This window comes from Micromonospora sp. NPDC050397 (assembly GCF_044901685.1).
Lineage (GTDB): Bacteria > Actinomycetota > Actinomycetes > Mycobacteriales > Micromonosporaceae > Micromonospora_G.
In genome coordinates this window covers 658,557-677,589 of sequence record NZ_JBJDPS010000001.1, presented here as the reverse complement: position 1 = coordinate 677,589, position 19,033 = coordinate 658,557, and the positions used below count along the sequence as shown (strand labels likewise).

At 72.0% G+C, this 19,033-nt stretch carries 14 protein-coding genes; 9 read left to right on the top strand and 5 right to left on the bottom strand.

Annotation, left to right across the window (positions count from 1 at the left end):
- Positions 1-14 precede the first annotated feature (14 nt).
- On the bottom strand, positions 15-1,685 hold the full coding sequence (locus ACI2K4_RS02650; RefSeq protein WP_404508170.1) for a S8 family serine peptidase: 1,671 nt from the start codon (positions 1,683-1,685) through the stop codon (positions 15-17).
- Between the two features lie 88 nt (positions 1,686-1,773).
- The gene (locus ACI2K4_RS02645) at positions 1,774-3,084 is read right to left on the bottom strand and encodes a LysM peptidoglycan-binding domain-containing protein (RefSeq protein ID WP_404508168.1); all 1,311 of its coding nucleotides are present in this window, start codon (positions 3,082-3,084) and stop codon (positions 1,774-1,776) included.
- 241 nt (positions 3,085-3,325) lie between these two features.
- Here ACI2K4_RS02645 and ACI2K4_RS02640 point away from each other — a divergent pair, with 241 nt between their 5' ends.
- The 4 genes from ACI2K4_RS02640 to ACI2K4_RS02625 all read left to right on the top strand — a co-directional run bounded on the left by ACI2K4_RS02640 (position 3,326) and on the right by ACI2K4_RS02625 (position 8,316).
- The gene (locus ACI2K4_RS02640) at positions 3,326-3,889 is read left to right on the top strand and encodes a hypothetical protein (RefSeq protein WP_404508167.1); all 564 of its coding nucleotides are present in this window, start codon (positions 3,326-3,328) and stop codon (positions 3,887-3,889) included.
- Positions 3,890-4,007: 118 nt separating this feature from the next.
- Positions 4,008-4,667, top strand: a complete 660-nt coding sequence (locus tag ACI2K4_RS02635) for an acVLRF1 family peptidyl-tRNA hydrolase (RefSeq protein ID WP_404509160.1) — start codon at positions 4,008-4,010, stop codon at positions 4,665-4,667.
- A gap of 160 nt (positions 4,668-4,827) precedes the next feature.
- A complete protein-coding gene (gene ligA, locus ACI2K4_RS02630; protein ID WP_404508166.1) occupies positions 4,828-7,005 on the top strand; it encodes an NAD-dependent DNA ligase LigA in 2,178 nt (725 codons plus the stop codon).
- A 105-nt stretch (positions 7,006-7,110) separates the two neighbouring features.
- On the top strand, positions 7,111-8,316 hold the full coding sequence (locus ACI2K4_RS02625; RefSeq protein ID WP_404508165.1) for a cytochrome P450: 1,206 nt from the start codon (positions 7,111-7,113) through the stop codon (positions 8,314-8,316).
- A 22-nt stretch (positions 8,317-8,338) separates the two neighbouring features.
- On the opposite strand, the gene ACI2K4_RS02620 is transcribed toward ACI2K4_RS02625, so the two are convergent.
- Positions 8,339-10,021, bottom strand: coding sequence for a SulP family inorganic anion transporter (locus ACI2K4_RS02620; RefSeq protein WP_404508163.1), 1,683 nt, complete (start codon positions 10,019-10,021; stop codon positions 8,339-8,341).
- Complete coding sequence (locus ACI2K4_RS02615; protein WP_404508162.1) at positions 10,018-10,383, bottom strand: ArsR/SmtB family transcription factor; 366 nt, start codon at positions 10,381-10,383, stop codon at positions 10,018-10,020. Before ACI2K4_RS02615 ends, ACI2K4_RS02620 begins: the two co-directional genes overlap by 4 nt.
- Positions 10,384-10,759: 376 nt before the next feature.
- Here ACI2K4_RS02615 and ACI2K4_RS02610 point away from each other — a divergent pair, with 376 nt between their 5' ends.
- From ACI2K4_RS02610 to ACI2K4_RS02590, 5 genes are all read left to right on the top strand, one after another.
- A complete protein-coding gene (locus ACI2K4_RS02610; protein WP_404508161.1) occupies positions 10,760-13,969 on the top strand; it encodes a glycosyl hydrolase 115 family protein in 3,210 nt (1,069 codons plus the stop codon).
- A gap of 129 nt (positions 13,970-14,098) precedes the next feature.
- Positions 14,099-15,307: an ABC transporter substrate-binding protein gene (locus tag ACI2K4_RS02605; protein WP_404508160.1), complete on the top strand. Its 1,209-nt coding sequence runs from the start codon at positions 14,099-14,101 to the stop codon at positions 15,305-15,307.
- A complete protein-coding gene (locus ACI2K4_RS02600; RefSeq protein ID WP_404508159.1) occupies positions 15,304-16,449 on the top strand; it encodes an ABC transporter ATP-binding protein in 1,146 nt (381 codons plus the stop codon). Before ACI2K4_RS02605 ends, ACI2K4_RS02600 begins: the two co-directional genes overlap by 4 nt.
- Entirely contained in the window at positions 16,446-17,360 is a 915-nt protein-coding gene (locus ACI2K4_RS02595) for an ABC transporter permease (RefSeq protein WP_404508158.1), read from the top strand. The genes ACI2K4_RS02600 and ACI2K4_RS02595 overlap by 4 nt, the downstream gene beginning before the upstream one ends.
- Before the next feature lie 41 nt (positions 17,361-17,401).
- Positions 17,402-18,256, top strand: coding sequence for an ABC transporter permease (locus tag ACI2K4_RS02590; protein ID WP_404508156.1), 855 nt, complete (start codon positions 17,402-17,404; stop codon positions 18,254-18,256).
- Here the strand turns inward: ACI2K4_RS02590 and aroQ are convergent.
- Complete coding sequence (gene aroQ / locus ACI2K4_RS02585) at positions 18,253-18,855, bottom strand: gamma subclass chorismate mutase AroQ (RefSeq protein ID WP_404508155.1); 603 nt, start codon at positions 18,853-18,855, stop codon at positions 18,253-18,255. The genes ACI2K4_RS02590 and aroQ overlap by 4 nt on opposite strands.
- Between the last annotated feature and the right edge of the window lie 178 nt (positions 18,856-19,033).

Here is a 19,033-nt window from a genome sequence, read left to right as displayed (position 1 = left end):
CCCCAGACGTCCGGCTACGGCCGCGTACCGACGGACCCGTCACCGGCGTCGGACGGGGCTGACGTTCCCGCCGGTGGTGGTGACGGCAGCGGGGCCGACGTTCCCGCCGGTGGTGGTGACGGCAGCGGCACCGACGCGGCGGCGCCGACCAACGGAACGGTCACCGGCACCGCGCTGATCACCCGGGTACGGCGGGCCCGGCGGGCGAGCAGCGCGGCGGCCACGGCGAGCAGCAGCACCAGCACGACAACAACGGCCACCCGGACCGGGCCCGGACCACCGGGCTCCGGGGCCGGGGCGGCGGGCCGTCCCTCCTCGGGCAGCACGGCGGTGACCGCCGCCCCGGGGTCGACCATCCCCCACCCGGTCGACGGATCGGGACCGCCGGTGCCGGTCCGCTCGGCGGTCGCCCTGATCCGGTACGCGACCTGCGCGGCGCCCAGGTTCGGGAAGGCCGCCCGGACCAGCGCCACCGTGCCGGCGACAAACGCGACCGCGTACGGGGTGCCGCTGCCGGCCCGTACGGCGCCCGTACCGGCGGCGAGGCTCGCCACGTCGACCCCGGGGGCGACCAGGTGCACCGCCCCGGGCCGGTAGCCGGCGGCGGGGCGGCCGTCCGCGCCGACGCCACCGACCCGCAACAGTGCCGCGTCGGCGGCGGGCGCCGGCTCGGTCGGTGGAGAGGTGGCGCCGGTGCCGGTGGGTGCCGTGACCGTCGCCCCGGCGACCACGACCACGTCGTGGCTCAGCGCGGCGGAGACCGCCTTCGCCACCACCGGGTCGTCCAGCGTGACGTGGTCGCCGAGGGCGATCACCCGGGCTCCGGCCGAGACCGCGACCTGGATTCCGGTCTCCACGTCGGTGGAGCGCGCCGGTCCGGTGGCGCCGACCACCCGTACCGGTAGCACGGTGGCGGCCGGGGCCATCCCGCCGGCATCGCCCGGCCGGACCGACCGGCCGGCGATGATGCCGGCCATCGCCGTGCCGGAGCCGAGGCAGTCCGAGTCGCCCCGGGCACTGCCGGCGGTGATGTCGACCCCGACGGCGACCCGACCGGCGAGTTGGCGCAGGGCGCCGTCCACACCGGAGTCGACCACGGCAACCATGACACCGTCGCCCTCGCCACGTTGCCAGGCCCGCTGCGGGTCCATCCGCCGGATCGCCCAGTCGGAGCCGGCGGTGGTGACGGCGGTGGTGGTGACGGCGGTGGCGGCCCCGCACCTGACACCGGCCCCGGTGTTGCCGGCGGGGGCCGGCGGCGCGACGGCGGTACCGGTGGTCGAGCCGCCCGGCGGCCCGGAACCGGGGCCGGCGCCGAGTTGGGCGGCGGAGAGCAGACCGTTGCGGACCCCCTCGCCTACGGCGTCCCAGGGAAGCACGATCAGCCAACCGGGGCGGAGCGCGGCCGGGTCGGCCAGCGCTCCACCATCGGCCTGCCGACGACCGACGTTGAGGTCGAAGATGTCGTCGGCCCGGTCCGCCGTGCCGAGGAACCGGCGGCTGATCCGGGCGAGGTTCTCCGGTTCGCCCTGGTAGGACGAGGTGACGACGTAGTACTTGAGGTAACTCTCGCCGGCACCGGGCGGGGCGGCGAGCGCACCGGCCGGCAGTGCCACCTGCGCCGCCAGCACCGTGACGACCAGGTACCACCACCGCCAGATCGAGGGTCGCCGTCGCACCGTCACCGGCACTCTCCTTCGCCTCGTCCGCGGATCTCCGCATCGCCGCGCCGACCGGCGCCGGACCGCACTACGACGGCGTGGCCACTCCGGTTCAAACTCGTTCGGACTCCACCGGCCCGGCGGCGGGCGGTGGCGGGGCCGGTTCCCCGGCGGACGGGCCGACGGCGAGTGACCAGCGGGCCCGGAGCACCCTGCCGACCAGCACCGGCACCGTCCGACCGGCGCTGTCGGCGGCGATCCGCCGGGCCGCCCGCAGGTCCGCACCGCGCAGCCCGCCGGTGACCACGATCCCGGGACCCGTCCCCGCACCGCCCGCGCTGTCCGGGGACGGGAACCTGTCGATCCGCCGGCAGCCGGGCGGAAGGGCGTCACCGAGGACCTGGCCGACCACGGTCACCTCGATGTCGGCGGCGCGCAGTTGTTCCACGAGACCCACTGCCCGACGGCGGCAGCCGGCCGGGTCGCCGGTGATGGTGAGCAGGTCCGGGGTACGGGCCAGGTCCACCCAGAGCCGTCGCCCGTCCCGCTCACCGAGGAGGACCGGCAACGTGGCGCCGGGCAGCCGCTCACCCTCGGGCAACCAGCCGTACGCCGGCACGTCCCGCTCCCGCCCGGCACCGGTCAGGCGCACCTCGACCCGGTCCGCGCCCTGTCCCAGCTCCGCCCGCAGCTCCACCGGCTCACTCCCCCGCGCCGCCGGCACGGCGCCGATCGCCGAGGGTCCGGGTGCGTCGGTCGGTGCCGCCGGTGCCGTGATCTCGGCGGGCGCGGGCGGCCCGACGGGCGACGCGGGCTGAGCCCGGCGCCGCAGTACGGTCAGCGCCACCGCCAGCAGCAGCACCATGAGTCCGAACGCGCCGAGCCGGAGCAGGTACCCGCCGAACCCGTTCCCGGACGGCTCGGCCTTCCCTGCGCCGACCGGGGCCGCCGAGGGCGGAGCGCTGGCCCAGCCGGCGGGGTCGGGTGGCGTGCCGTGCCGGACCCCCGCGCCCTCGGCGTCCGGCGGCAGCACCAGGATCCACCCGGCACGCAGGTCGGTCGGGTCGGTCATCCGACCGCCGTCCGGCTGTGGCCGGTCCCGGTTCAACTCGAATATCTCCCGGAACCGGTTGCCGTCACCGAGGGTCCGGGCCGCGATCTGGTACAGGAACTCCTTCTGTCCACCGACGCCCGGACCGACCACGTAGTAGCGACCGGTGGTGGAACCGGCACCGTCCGTCCCGGCGGTCGGACCCGGCGTGGCGGTAGCGGTCGTGTCAGTGGCCGTCACGGCGGCAGGGGCAGTGGCCGTCGCGGCGGCAGCGGCAGTGGCCGTCGCGGTGGCAGCGGCCGACGGCGGCAGCACGGTCGCGAGCGGCACGAGCAGCCCGGCGGCCGTGACACCGACGGCGACCCTCGCCACGCGTGACCACCCGTACCGTGTCCGTATCGTCGTGGCGCCAGCGCTCACCGTGGGACCTCTCCTCACCGTACCGACCCGCTCACCACCGCGCTGACCAGCGCCCGGCCGGGACCCCTACTACGTACGCCGTCCGTCGCGGTTCACCCGTGGCCGTGCTCCGGTCGGGACCGTTGGGCGCTCGGGTATCCCGGTGCACATTGGAGCGTCGATGGGGGTTGATGTCGTCAGTACCATGTGTGCCGTGAGCGACACGAGCGAACACCGGAGCCACGACCGGTTGAGTGGATTCGTGCGGTCGTACCGCGCCAACGACCGTCGGCGGCTGACCACCGCGATCGGCATGCTCGTGGTGGGCTTGCTGAGCGCCCTGATCGGCATTCCGATCTTCCAGGCCCGGCAGGAGCAGATCAGCTCGCAGGGCGGCAATCCGGGCAATCCAATGACCAACGCGCTCACCTCGTTTCCGCTCTTCGGTGGGCTGATCCTCGCCGCCTTCGCGTGCTGGCGGCTGGGACACGCGATCGCCACCCGGGGCGAGCGGTTCGACGAGTACGAGCGCGGCTTCGTCCACCTCCGCCGTGGAGTGGAGGACGTCGTCGAGTGGTCCGGGATCACCTCGGTCCGCAGGGTCGGCGAGGCACGGGAGGGCTGGCGCCAGACGCTCGGCATCGACTGCCGGTACGTGGTGAAGCGACGCGAGGGCCGGACCATCCGGTTCAACACCCAGATCGCCGACGGCGACGTGCTCGGCAACCGGATCGAGCGCGCCTTCCGGTCCGGCCAGCCCCCGGGCGGACCCGCCTGACCTCCCGACCGGGCACGGAGGCGGACCGTACCCGCGCGACCTGCCCCTGGATCGCGGAAGAATGTAGGGCGTGAGCATGTCACGCGCGAACCGGCCGGTGCCGACGAGCGGCACACACGTGGCCAGGGCCCGGCCGGCGGCGGGTGGCGGTCGCTGGGTGGAGGTCTCGCCCGAACGGCTGCCGGCCTGGCTCGACGGCTTCTACGGCCGGCACGACGGCGCCACCGAGCAGGGCCTCGTCCTGACCGGGGCCAGCAACGGGGACACCGCCACCCTGTACCCGCCGCCGGGACTGGACGACGTGGGCGACGTCGACGCGCTGCTGACCGGCGTCGTCCGGCCGCCCCGGGTCGCCGTACTGCTGGCCCGTAAGGGTGCCGTCGCGGTGGGTGTCGCGGACGGTACGACGGTGACCGTCTCGAAGGTCCAACGCTTCTACGTGCAGGGCCGTACGGCGGCCGGCGGCTCGTCCCAGCAGCGCTTCGCGCGTCGCCGAGCGAACCAGGCGCAGGCGGCCACCGACCGGGCGACCGAGATCACCGCCCGGGTGCTGCTGCCCTACGCGCCCGGTGTCGCCGCCGACCCGGACGCGGCGGTAACCGCCCTGGTCTGCGGCGGGGACCGGTCGATGATCGACGTGGTGCTGACCGACCGGCGGCTGGCACCGCTGGCCCGGGTACGCCATCCCCACCTGGTCGAGTCGGTCGAACCCCGGCTGGCCGTACTCGAGGAGGCGGTCGTCGCCGCCCGACGGGTCCGGGTCCACCTGGTGCCGTGACCCTGTCGTACCCGGGTCGACCTGGTGCGGCGACCCTGTCGTACCCCGGTCCTAGGCTTGCCGACGATTCCACCGGAAGCCCACGGGCGTTGCCGGTGGGCGGTGTGTGTGAGCCGGGCGCGCGGGGCGCTCCGGCCGGGACGGGGATGGGGTTCGGGAGATGGCTGGTTCCGGTGCCGAGCAGGTGGCCGAGCTGATCGACACCGTCGACCCGGTGGTCGACGCGGGCCACGCGGACGCGTTCGAGACCGTCGAGGACTACCGGGCGGCGATCACCGCGATCCGGTCCGCCGCGGTCTCCTACTACACCGGCACCGACCTGACCATGGACGACGCCAGCTACGACGCGTTGATGGCCCGGGTGAGCGCCACCGAGTCGGCCCGGCCGCAGTGGCGGGCCGACGACTCGCCGACCGGGTCGGTCGCGGCGGGGGTCGACATCGGCGGGGACGTCGAACACACGGTGCCGATGCTGAGCCTCGACAACGTCTTCGGCCCGGACGAGTTGCGCGGTTGGGCGGCCCGGCTGGAGAAGCTGCTCGGCCGCCCGGCGGCCGGCTTCACCGTCGAGCCGAAGATCGACGGCCTGGCGATCTCCGCGCGGTACGTACAGGGCCGGCTGGTCCAGCTCGCCACCCGGGGCGACGGGCGTGCCGGCGAGGACGTCACCACCCAGGCGCGTCTGGTCGTGGGGTTGCCGCAGCAGCTCGCCGAGCCGGTCACGCTCGAGATCCGGGGCGAGGTCTTCATGACCGACGCCGACTTCGAGCGCGCCAACGAGTTGCGGACCGGGCACGGCGAGCCGGCCTTCGCCAACCCGCGCAGCGCGGCGGCGGGCAGCCTGCGCGCCCAGGACCGGGCCTACGAGGTGCCGCTCTCCTTCTACGCGTACGGAACACTGGGCGGCGACGGGACCACCGCAACCGGTCTGCACTCGGCCGAGATGGTCTACGTCGGCGGCCTCGGTGTCGCCACGACCGCGGGTTCCCCGGCCGGCATGCCGGTCTGCGCCACGGTCGAGGAGGCGTTCACGGCGGTCGAGGCGCTCAACGCGCGGCGGGGGCAGCTCGGGTTCGCCGTCGACGGGGCGGTGATCAAGGCAGACGCCTCCGCCGACCGGGAGTTGGCCGGCTTCTCCAGCCGGGCGCCGCGCTGGGGCATCGCGTACAAGTTCCCGGCCGACACTCGCACCACGACGCTGCTCCGGATCGACGTGCAGGTCGGCCGCACCGGCTTGATCACCCCGGTCGCGGTGCTGGCACCGGTGCAGGTGGGCGGGGTGGTCGTCACGTCGGCGACGCTGCACAACTTCGACGATCTGGTCCGGCGCAACGTACGGGCCGGCGACACGGTGTTCGTCCGGCGGGCCGGCGAGGTGATCCCCGAGGTGACCGGGGCCAAGCTCGACGAACGGCCGGCGGATTCGGTGCCGTTCGAGCCTCCGGCGCTCTGCCCCCGGTGCGGCGGCGAGATCGACCGGTCCCAGAAGCGGTGGCGGTGCACCCTCGGCCGGGCCTGCGGTGCCGCCGAGTCGCTGGCCTACTTCGCCGCCCGCGACTCGATGGACATCGAGGGCGTCGGCGACAAAATCATCAACGCGGTGGTGGCGGCGGGTCTGGTGACGGACCCGGCCGATCTCTACGACCTGGACGTGGCGACCCTGGCGAAGCTGGACCGGATGGGCGAGACCTCCGCGACAAAGCTGGTGGCGAACATCGAGCGGTCCAAACGGCAGCCGCTGTCCCGGGTGCTGACCGGTCTCGGCGTCCGGATGACCGGCCGGTCGATGTCCCGGCGGCTGGCCCGGCACTTCGGTGAGATGGCGGCGCTGCGCCAGGCGGACGTCGAGGCGCTCCAGGAGGTCGAGGGGGTCGGCCCGGAACGGGCGGTGACCATCGCCGCCGAGCTGGTCGAGCTGGCACCGGTGATCGACAAGCTGGCCGCCCGGGGGGTCAACATGACCGAGCCGGGTCGGCCGGCCAGGGTCGCCCCGGTCGAGGAGGACGCCGAAGGCGCCGCCACCACCGGCGCCGACCCGGTGGGACCGGCCCTGCCGTTGCGGCGGCCCGACGGCACGCCGATGACCGTGGTGGTCACCGGTTCGGTGCCCGGCCTGTCCCGCAACGAGGGCAACGAGGCGGTCGAACGGCTCGGCGGCAAGTCCTCGGGTTCGGTCTCGAAGCGCACCGACCTGGTGGTGGTCGGCGAGGGCGCCGGCTCCAAGGCGACCAAGGCCGAGGAGCTGGGCGTACGCGTCCTGCCGGCCGACGTCTTCGCCGAGGCGCTCGCGGCACACGACGACGGTCGCGCCGAGGACGCCGCCCGGCTGCTCGCCTGACCCCGTCCCGAGGGCCTCGGCGCCCACGCGCGTCCCCTGTGGACCGGGCACCGCCGGTACGCTGGACGGGACCGGGGCAACCTGGGTCAGCGGGCGGAGGTCCTGATGTCGAACCTGCCGATGGCCGATCCGGGTGGCGGCGCGCGCAAGATCGACCGGGGTGATCCCGGGACCGGCTGCCCGGTGCGGCGCGACGAGCACGGGGTCTGGCAGATCCGGGGCTACCAGGCCGGCCGGGCGGTGCTACGCAGCACGGAGACCCGGCAGGCGGGACTCGGTGTCGAGACGGTCGAGAAGCTGAGCCCGAAGATCCGCCGTCCGGTGCTCTACCGGGACGGCCCGGAGCACCGAGAGCACCGCCGGCAGACCGCGCGCTTCTTCACCCCACGCCGGGTCACCGAGCACTACCGGGAGCTGATGGTACGCATCAGCGAGGCGCAGATCGCCCGGTTGCGCCGGGACGGCCGGGCGGAGTTGTCCCAGCTCAGCTTCCGGCTGGCGATCGAGGTGGCGGCGGCGGTGGTGGGGCTGACCGAGAGTCGTCCGGGTATGGACCGGCGGCTGGAACGGTTCTTCCCCGAGGAGTTCGCCAAGCCCGGCTGGACCAGCCTGAAGGGGATCGCCGGGATCGTCCGGCAGAACACCGCCTGGCTCGCCGTCTACCTGGGTGACGTACGGCCGGCGGTGCGGGCGAGACGACGTGCCCGCCGGGACGACCTGATCTCCCACCTGATCGACGAGGGCTGCACCGACGGCGAGGTGCTCGGCGAGTGCCTGACCTTCGCCGCCGCCGGCATGGTCACCACCAGGGAGTTCATCAACCTCGCCGCCTGGCACCTGCTCACCGACAACACGTTGCTGACGCGCTACCGCACCGCCGGGGAGGCGGACCGGACCGCCGTGCTGCACGAGTTGCTGCGGCTGGAGCCGGTGGTGGGGAACCTGAAGCGGCGTACCACCGCGCCGGTCGAGGTGCCGAGCGCGGACGGTGTGGTCACCATCCCGGCCGGTGAACTCGTGGACGTCGCGGTCAGCGCGGCCAACGTGGACCACGACGCGGTCGGGGACGCGCCGTTGGAGGTCCGTCCGGCCCGGCCGCTCGCCGACGGGACGGGTCCGGCCGGGCTCTCCTTCGGGGACGGCCCACACAGGTGTCCCGGCGCGTACATCGCGATCCAGGAGGCGGACGTCTTCCTGAGCCGCCTCCTGGCGCTGGACGGCCTGCGTCTGGTCACGCCGCCCCGGGTAACCATGAGGAAGGAGATCTCCGGTTACGAGTTGCGCGGCCTGGTGGTGGCGCTCGGCGCGTGATAGACCTCGTCGAGCCGCGGGGTCAGGCGGTCCGGACGCCGACCCGGTTCAGGTGGGCGTGCGCGGCGGCGATCGCCTCCCGGGTGTCCGGGAGGACCCGCCCGGTGGCGCGCAGCGGGTCGAGCGCGCCGACGGCCGCGAGCACCCGCTCGTGCGCCGGAGCCAGACCGGAGACGAACATGGTGATCCCCCGAACCTCCAGTCGTTCGATCGCGTCCCGCAGGACGAGCGCGCCGGTGCCGTCGATCGTGGACACCCGCGACATGCGCAGGATGATCACGCGTACGTCGGACACCTCGGAGAGTTCGAGCAGGAACCGGTGCGCGGCCACGAAGAACAGCGGCCCGTCCATCCGGTAGGCCACGATGTGTTCGCGCAGCAGGGCCTGCTCCTCCAGGTGATGGTCGGCGAGATCGAGCGGCACCTCCTCCAGTCGGGCCGCGCCCGCGATCTGGCGCAGCGCCAGCGCCCCGGCGACCACGAGCCCGATTCCGACGGCGGCGACCAGGTCCAGGGCGAGCGTGGCGACCGCGGTCAGGGCCATGACGAGCGCGTCGGAGCGGGTCGACCGGGCCAGGACGGCCAGCGCGCCGACCTCGACCATCCGTACGGCGGTGGCCAGCAGTACGCCGGCCAGCGCGGCGAGCGGTATGTCGGCGACCAGCGGGGCGGCGGCGAGCAGGATCAGTGCCAGCACGATCGCGTGGGAGAGGGCGGCCAGCCGTGATTGTGCTCCGGAGCGGACGTTGACGGCGGTGCGGGCCATCGCGGCGGTGGCCGGGACCCCGCCGAACAGTGGGGTCACCAGGTTCGCGACGCCCTGGCCGAAGAGTTCCCGGTCCGGGTCGTGGCGCTGGTTGACGGTCATGCCGTCGGCGACCGTCGCCGACATCAGGCTCTCCAGCGCGGCCAGTGCGGCCACCGCCAGCGCCGCGGTGAGCAGCGACGGGACGGCGGCCAGGTCGAGGAAACTCCAGGACGGGGTGGGCAGGGTGGCCGGCAGAGCGCCCACCCGGGCGACCCCGAGGGGTGCCGTCTGCGCGATCACGGTGGCCGCCCCGACCGCGAGCAGCGAGAACGGCCACGTCGGTCGCAGGTGGGATCCGACCAGCATCGCCGCCGCCACCCCGGCGGCCAGCCCGAGCGCGGGCCAGTGTGGTTGGGCCGCGAAGTCGCGCAGCGCGTGCCAGGCGACGGTGACGACGCTCTCCCCCGCCGTGGCCGGGACCCCCAGTGCGGCGGGTACCTGCTGTAGGAAGATGACCGCGGCGATACCGACGGTGAAGCCCTCCACCACCGGCGCCGGTACGTGTCGCACGTACCGGCCGGCGCGGAGCAGGGCCAGGGTCACCAGGACGAGACCGGCGAGCAGGCCGACGGTGAGCACTCCCCCGGGGCCGTGCTCGGCCACGATCGGCACGAGCACCACGGTCATCGCGCCGGTGGGTCCGGAGACCTGGAGGTTGGAGCCGCCGAACAGGGCGGCGAGGATCCCGGCCACGATCGCCGTGACCAGGCCGGCGGCGGCACCGACGCCGGACGAGACGCCGAACCCGAGGGCCAGCGGCAGGGCGACCACGGCGACGGTGAGTCCGGCGACCAGGTCCCGGCGCGGTTGTCGGCGCATGAGGGCGAGGTCCGCCCTGGTGGGGAGCAGGTCACCGATCCGGTGCCAGGCCCGGCCGGCGACGGTGGTGACGCTCACCGAGCCGCCGCCACCGGGTCATCGTCGGCGCTGTCCGGCGCCTCGCGGAGTGAGTCCAGGAGTTCGGCCTGGTGGGTCAGCATGTCGGTGAGGAAGCGGCGGGCCGCCCGCATCAGGTCGGCGACGTCCGGTCCGGCCAGTTCGTAGATGACGGCCGAACCCTCGCGTCGGGAGGTGACGATCCCGGCCCGGCGCAGCACCGACAGTTGCTGGGAGAGGCTGGACGCCTCGATCTCGACGTCGGCGAGCAGGTCACGTACGGCCATCGGGCCGTCGCCGAGCAGCTCCAGCACCCGGATGCGCACGGGATGGCCGAGCGTACGGAAGAACTCCGCCTTTCGTTGGTACAGCGGAACCGGCACTGGTCCTCCTCGATTCGACCACCTTCGCAATTGAAGACCTCTTCAAGCCGTCGAGTCCACAACCGATCCGGGTGATCCGCGCCACGGACGGATCACCCGGATCGGCCCGGCGGCCGTCGATTCCGAAACTTTCGGTCACTCCCGCCGGAACACCGCAGCGACCGGACGGGCGTCCATTCACGTTCGACACTGCGTTCACGACAACGCTCCAGCATGCCCCACGAAACACCCGCCACCTGCGAATACGCGGCATCGTCGCAAAGTCGGGCTTGACCACAGAAGTTGAAGTGTTTAGATTTCTTTTCCGGAACACTTCCGATAAGTTTCGCCCCGGCTGAACCCTGCCCACCACCTTCCACGGCATGGAGAGCGCGAAATGAGAAGGTCCACCTTCGCCGGAGCACCGGCCCCCGTCCCTCGCAGCTCCCCCCGGAAACGGGTCTGGCGGGTGCTGCTGTCCCTGACCGTCGCCATCACCACCGTTCCCGTGATCGGCGCCTCGTCGGCCGGCGCCACCGGCCAGGCCGGATCCCCGTCCGGCGGCACCGGCCTGGACCCGGCCCCGTTCATCTCGACCAGCGCCAGGCCGGGCAGCTTCCCGCTGGTCTCCGGCGGGCGGGCGGCCCCGCTGGTGGTCAGCGCCAGCGACTTCCCGGGTGTGGTGCGGGTCGTGAACGACCTGCAGGCCGACATCCAACGGGTCACCGACGTACGGCCGGGCGTCTCGGTCGACACGGTTCCGCGTACGGGCGAGGTGGTGCTGGTCGGCACGCTGGGCCGCAGCCCGTTGATCGATCGGCTGGTGGCCAACGGCAAGCTCGACGTCACCGGGCTCGCCGGCAAGTGGGAGACCTCGGTGCAACAGGTGGTCCGGGACCCGCTGCCGGGCGTACGCCGGGCGTTTGTCATCGCCGGCAGCGACCAGCGCGGCACCATCTTCGGCGTCTACGAGACCTCGAAGCAGATCGGCGTCTCGCCCTGGTACTGGTGGGACGACGTGCCGGCACGCCAGCACGACGCGCTGCACGTGCTGCCCGGCCGACACAGCCAGGGCACGCCCGCGGTGAAGTACCGGGGCTTCTTCATCAACGACGAGAACCCGGCGCTCGGCACCTGGGCGCCGAACTTCTTCGGCCCCGGCCTGGCCCCCGGCTATCCCGGCGGCTTCAACCGGCACTTCTTCGCCAAGGTCTTCGAGACCATGCTCCGGCTCAAGGCGAACTACCTCTGGCCGGCGGTCTGGGGCCGGGCCTTCGCCGAGGACGACCCGGCCAACCACGCCACCGCCAAGGAGTACGGCGTGGTGATGGGCACCTCGCACGAGGCGCCGATGATGCGTGGCATCGAGGAGTGGAACCGGCACGCCGTGGCGCCGGGCACCGATCCCGTCACCGGCCAACCGACGCCCGGGCGCGACCCGTACGGCGGCAACGGCGAGTGGAGCTTCCGCCGCAACGCCGAGGCGCTCAAGCAGTACTGGAGCGACGGCATCGAGCGGATGGAGGAGCAGGACTTCGAGGGTGTGGTCACGCTCGGCATGCGCGGCAACGGCGATGTCAGCCTGCCCGACGGTGACGGCATCGACCTGATGAGCAACATCATCGACACCCAGCGGCAGATCCTCGACCAGGCCAGCGACCGCGAGCTGACCGATATCCCGCAGGTCCAGACGCTCTACAAGGAGGTCCAGCGCTACTGGGACCAGGGCTACCGACCGCCGGACGACGTGACCGTGGTGTTCTGCGACGACAACTGGGGCAACATGCGCAAGTTGCCGGACCAGAGCCTGCCCGCGCGGGGTGGCGGGTACGGCATGTACTACCACTTCGACTACGTCGGCGGCGGGCGCAACTACAAGTGGGTCGACACGATCAACCTCGCCAACACCTGGGAGCAGTTGAACCTCACCTACAAATACGGCGTGGACCGGCTCTGGGTGGTCAACGTCGGCGACATGAAGAACCAGGAACTGCCGTTGCAGTTCTTCCTCGACTACGCCTGGGACCCGGACCGGTGGCCGCTCGACCGGCTCGACGACTGGGAGCGGCAGTACGCGGCGCAGAACTTCGGGCCGGAGCGGGCCGGGGCGGTCGCCGACGTGCTGAGCACGTACGGGCACCTCCAGGCCCGGCGCAAGCCGGAGCTGTTGAACCGGCACATCTCGCTCGACCCGACCAAGGACCTCGCCACCGACTCCTCGGCCGTGGTCTACAACGACCAGGGCAACCCGTACAGCCTGTCGAGTTACCGGGAGATGGACCGGGTCACGGCGGAGTGGCAGGCGCTGGCGGCGAAGGCGGAGACGATCCGGCGCGGCCTGCCGGCGGCGTACCAGGACGCCTACTACCAGCTCGTCTACTACCAGGTGAAGGCGACGGCGAACCTGTACGAGCTGCGCCGGGCGCAGTTCACCAACCTGCTCTACGCCGAGCAGGGGCGGGCCGCGACCAACACCCAGGCCGACCTGGCGCAGGCCCGGTTCGCCGAGGACCAGGCGATGAACGACTACTACAACCACGAGTTGGCGGACGGAAAGTGGAACGGCTTCCAGCTCCAACCCAAGATCGGGTACGGCGACATCGCCCGGTACGGACCGAACGCGCCCTGGCAGCAGCCCGAACTGAACCACGTGGCGCTGCCGGACGAGATCTACCCGGCGCTGCGGCGGATCGAGGTGGGACAGGCGGCCTCGATGGGCGTGGCGATCGACGGTTCGGACGACTGGTGGCCACAGGCGCAGAGCCCGGCGGTGCTGCCGGAGTTCAGCCCGTACCAGACCCAGCCGACGCAGTACATCGAGGTGTTCAACCGGGGCAGCACCGACTTCGACTACCGGATCCGGTCGGCGGCGCCCTGGCTGAGCGTGCAGCCGGAGCGGGGCCGGGTCGACCAGCAGGTCCGGGCGACCGTACGGGTCGACTGGTCGAGGGCGCCGAAGGGGACCACCGAGGTGCCGATCACCGTCTCCGGTCCCGGCGGCAGCACCGTGCAGGTGAAGGCGGTGGTCCGGCACCCGGACCTGTCGCCCCGGCAACTACGGGGCTCGGTCGAGGCGAACGGGTACGTCGCGGTCGACGCCGACCACTACACCCGGGCGGTCACCGGCGGCGGAACCGGTTGGCAGCTCGTACCGGACATCGGACGGACCGGCAACGGCATGACCCCGTGGCCGGTCACCTCGGCCAGCCGGACCCCGGGCGGCGCCAGCCCCCGACTGGAGTACGAGATGACGCTGACCAGCACCGGCCCGGTGAAGGTGTCGGCGTACCTGTCACCCCGTAACAACGTCCTCTACACCGAGGGCCTCCGCTACGCGGTGTCGATCGACGGCGGCGCGCCGCAGGTCGTCAACGTGACCACGGCCACCGGTGCCGACGACACCCGGATGAACAAGCAGTGGGAACGGAACACATCGAATAATGTCAACGTCACCACCACCACCCACACGATCGACCGACCGGGAACCCACGTACTGAAGTTCTGGATGGTCGACCCGACCGTGGTCCTGCAACGGCTGGTCGTCGACACCGGCGGCGTACAGGAGAGCTACCTGGGACCGCCGGAGAGCTTCCGCTCCGGCCGCTGAACCCGCGACGGTCCGCCCCGGTCCCCCGACCGGGGCGGCCCACCACCCGACACCTGTTAGGAAGGGCCCCTTCCTCTACAAAATCCGATAACAAGGGGCCCTTCCTTTCACCCCGGAGGAAGGACGTTCATGCGAGTTGCTCGACGACGTTTTGTCGTTGCCGCAGTGGCCACCGCCTGTTTGCTCACCGGCTGTGGGGCGCCGGAGGCGTCGGCGCCCGCGAACACCGGCGGTACGGTGCCCGACAAGCCCGCCTCCCCGGTCGTCCTGAACGTGCTGGACGTCGCCGGCAACCTCCAGCTCACCCAGGGCATGATCGACGAGTTCGTGGCGAAGAACCCGGACGTGGTGTCGAAGGTGACGTACTCGAAGTCGCCCTCGCCGGAACTGGTCGGCAAAATCAAGGCCCAGCAGGGCGCGAACCGGGTCGACATCGACCTGGTGCTGACCGGGGTGGACGGCCTGGCAGCCGGTATCGACCAGCAACTCTGGACCCCGCTGCTGCCGGTACACGCCGGCCGGCTGCCCGGGATGGCGAACTACCTGCCCGGAGCGGCGGCGATGCAGCAACTCGCGGGGGACTTCGGGGTGGCGGTGACCTACTACCCGTCCGGACCGCTGATCGAGTACCTGCCGGCGAAGGTGCCGAACCCGCCGAAGACCGCCGCCGAACTGCTGGCGTACGCCCAGGCGAACCCGGGCGCGGTGCAGTACGCCCGGCCGTCCAACTCCGGACCGGGCCGGACCTTCCTGATGGGGCTGCCGTACCTGCTCGGCGACACCGACCCCAAGGACCCGGTACGCGGCTGGGACAAGACCTGGGCCTACCTCGCCGAGCTGAACCGGCACGTCACCCTCTACCCGTCCGGCACCAGCGAGACGATGAAGAACCTGGCCAACGGCTCCGCGAAGATCATCGTCAGCACCACCGGCTGGGACATCAACCCACGGGTGCTCGGCACCGTACCGGCCGAGGCGAGGATCGGCACCCTGGAGGGCTTCCACTGGGTCGCCGACGCGCACTACGCGGTCGTACCGAAGGGGGTGTCGACCGACAAGCAGGCGGCCGTGCTCGCGCTGCTCGACTGGATGCTCACCCCGCAGCAGCAGGCGAAGGCGTACGACAACGGCTACTTCTACCCCGGACCGGCGGTCCGCGACGTGACCCTGTCGATGGCCCCGGAGGCCAGCCGCAAGGCGATCGAGCAGTACGGCCGCCCGGAGTACGACGCCCTCATCGCCAACCACCCGGTCGAGGTCCCGCTCGGGGCGAAGGAACTGGTCGAGGCGTTCAGCCGGTGGGACCGCGAGATCGGTGGCGCGAAGGTGGGCAAGTGAGCTTCACCCGGCTGCGGCTCGACGACGTCTCGCGCAGTTTCGGAGGGCACCCGGCCCTCGAAGGCTTGGACCTGACCATCGAACGGGGCGAGTTCATCGCCCTGCTCGGCCCGTCCGGCTGCGGCAAGTCGACCGCGCTGAACTGCCTCGCCGGCCTGCTGCCGCTGACCCGGGGCAGCATCTGGTCCGACGACACCCGGCTGGACACGCTGCCACCGGAACGGCGTGGCTTCGGCATGGTGTTCCAGAGTTACGCCCTCTTCCCCCATCTCTCCGTCCGCCGCAACATCGCCTTCGGGTTGCAGATGCGCCGGCTGCCCCGGGCCGAGGTACGCCGCCGCACCGACGAGGCGATCCGCCTGGTACGCCTGGAGGAGCACGCCGGCAAGCTGCCCGGTCAGCTCTCCGGTGGCCAGCAGCAACGGGTGGCGATCGCCCGTGCCGTGGTGTTGGAACCGGCCCTGGTGCTGATGGACGAGCCGCTGTCCAACCTGGACGCCAAACTGCGCCTGGAGATGCGGACCGAGATCCGCCGGCTGCACCAGTCGCTCGGTCTGACCACCGTCTACGTCACGCACGACCAGGAGGAGGCGCTGTCGCTGGCCGACCGGCTGGTGGTGCTGCGCGACGGCCGGGTGCAGCAGATCGGTTCGCCGGAGGAGTTGCACACCCGCCCGGTCAACCGGCACGTCGCCGACTTCATGGGCTACCGCAACCTGCTGCCGATGCGGGCGACCAGACGGCACGGCAGCACCCAGATGGTGGTCGAGGGCGAGGGGCTGCGGCTGATCGGCAGCCCGGTAGGTCCGGTCGCGCCGGGCACCGACGTGATCGCCGCCGTACGCCCGGAGGACCTGCGGATCGCCGAGGTGCAGGGCACCGGGCTGCTGGCCACCGTCGAGGTGGTCGAGTACCAGGGCCGCGAGGTGGCGGTCGAGGCGCGAACCGAGAGCGGGCTGCTGCTGAACCTGCGCACCACCCAACGTCCCGCTCTCGGTGACTGGGTGGAACTCGTTGTCGCCCCGGCCCGCCTGCTGGTCTTTCCCGACGACAGTTCCACGACCGGCCGGGCGACCGACCGGGCCGCGACCGACAGTTCCGCCACCGGCAGTCCTCGCACCGACCGGGAGGTGCCGGCGTGACCGCTCCCCCGACCACCGAGGCGCCCCGGACGGTACGGGTGGCCCTGCGCCACCGTCTCGCCGAGCGGGGCGTGGACCGGCACCTGCTGCTGCTCGCCCCGGCGGCGCTCTTTGTCGTGGTGCTCTTCGTCTACCCGTTCCTCTACGGCGTCGGGCTCTCGTTCCAGCCGGTCGAGGGCGGGCCGTTCGGGGCGTACCGCGAGTTCTTCGCCGACCCGTACCAGCGGGACACGATCTGGACCACGCTTCGGCTGTCACTGCCGGCCGCACTGCTCAACGTGGTGGCGTCGGTGCCGATCGCGTACCGGATGCGGGGGCGGTTCCGGGGCAAGCGTCTGCTGACCACGATCCTGGTCGTGCCGATCACCCTCGGTACGGTGCTCACCGCCCAGGGACTGCTCAACTTCCTCGGTCCCACCGGCTGGTTCAACCGGGTCCTGCTCGGCACCGGCCTGCTCGACGAGCCGGCCCGGCTGACCTACAACTACTGGGGTGTCTTCTTCTCCATCGTCATCACCGGTTTCCCGTTCGCGTTCCTGCTGGTGCTCTCGTACCTGTCCGGAATCGACCCGGCCCTGGAACGGGCCGCGGCCACCCTCGGCGCCAACCGGGTACAGCGGTTCCGCCGGATCACCCTGCCGCTGCTGGCGCCGGGGCTGGCGACCACGTTCTGCCTCACCTTCGTGCTCGCGTTCAGCGTCTTCCCGTCGGCGGTGCTGGTCGGGGACCCGGCCGGCGAGACCCGGGTCATCTCGATCGCCGCGTACGAGGCGGCCTACCTGCGTTACGACTACCCGATGGCGGCGACGATCGCGGTGCTGATGGGGCTGGTCGAGCTGCTGGTCATCGCGGCCGTGCTCGGCTGGCGGTCGCTGCTCTACACCGGCTCGACGGCGGGAGGCAAGGGCTGATGGCGGGAGTCAAGGGGGCTGATAGCGGGAGGCGAGGGCTGATGGCGGAAACCGGAAGCCGACCGCGTCGGCGCTGGGTCGCCAGTCCGGGGGCCTGGCTGGTCTGGGGCGTGGTGGCGTTCTTCTTCGTCAACCTGGCCGGTGTGATCGGCTCGGTGCTGGTCAACTCGTTCGGCACCCGCTGGTTCGACACCTGGCTGCCGCAGGGCTTCACCACCAACTGGTACGGCGCCGCGTGGCGGGAGTTCGGGCTGCTGCCCGTGCTGGTGGTGACGCTCCAGGTCTCCCTGCTGGTGGTCGGCATCTCGGTGCTGATCGGGGTGCCGGCGGCGTACACCCTCGCCCGCCGGTCGTTTCCCGGTCGGCGGCTGCTGTACCTGCTGTTCCTGCTGCCGATCCTGATGCCACCGATCACGTACGGCATCCCGCTGGCCACCGTGCTCTACAAGTACGGCTTCGCCGGTCACCTCTCCGGTGTGGTGCTGGCGAACCTGGTGCCGTCGGTGCCGTTCGTCATCCTGACCATGACCCCGTTCATCGAGCAGATCGACCCGGCGATCGAGCGCGCGGCGCGGATGTGCGGCGCGCGTACCGGTCAGGTCTTCGTCCGGGTCCTGGCGCCGCTGCTGACCCCCGGCATCCTCGCCGCGTCGATCCTGGTCCTGGTCCGCACGGTGGGCATGTTCGAGCTGACCTTCCTCACCGCCGGCCCCGACTCGCAGACCCTGGTCGTGGCGCTGTACTACTCGATGTCGGCGGCCGGGATCAGGGCACAGCAGTCGGTGGACGCGATGGCGGTGATCTACACCTCGATGATGCTGGTGCTCCTGGTGGTGGCGCTGCGCTTCGTCAACCCCACCCACCTGGTGGCCCGGGTACGCGACGACGTCGACTAGCCGTGCCGGCCCGTGGTCGGGAGCGGCACCGAGCGTAGGGCCACCGCGAGTGCGCCGCGGTGCAGGGCGTCCAGGTGTCGCAACGCCTCCGGCCCCGAGCCGGTAGGCCGGTCGACACCGTCCGGCCCACCGCCCGTGGTGGTCGCCAGCAGCTCGCGCAGCATCGAGGCGGTGATGCGGTCGAGTTCGGGACGCACGTCCCGGGCCAGGTCCGGTTGCTCGTGCGGACCGTAACTCGGCTGGGCGCGCCACCGGGCGTGCAGCCCACGCTGGACCACTTTGTTCGCCTCGATCTGGTCCCTGAAGAATCGCATTCCGACGGTGGGGTCAAGTCCGATATCGCGGGCGGCGGCAACCACCTCGTCGAGAATCTCTCGCTCCCGTACGGGGTCGTCGACGGGTTGGCCGGTCAGGAACTTCGCGGCGGCGACCTGGTCGGCGAGGAGCAGGCGGCGGACCGCGAGGTCGGCCAGCACCGGATGACGACTGCCGCAGAATCCGCTGGTGGCGGGGGTGGCGGTGGCTCGCCGGGCAAACTCGACGACCTTCGGCACGCCGGCGGCGACCGTCGACCCGCCGAGCAGGAACAAGGAAATCACCGGCAGACGACTCATTGCGAGATGAACGAGCATGGTGGCTCTTCCACGGGGCGAGCCGCAACGGCCGCACCCATTGTTCGATGGATTCTCCTGCCCCTTATCGGAGCCCTGTCCGTCCTCCGGCCAGCCTAACCGGAGCCACTGTAGCCAACCATTCTTCCCATTTCCTGGACTCCGT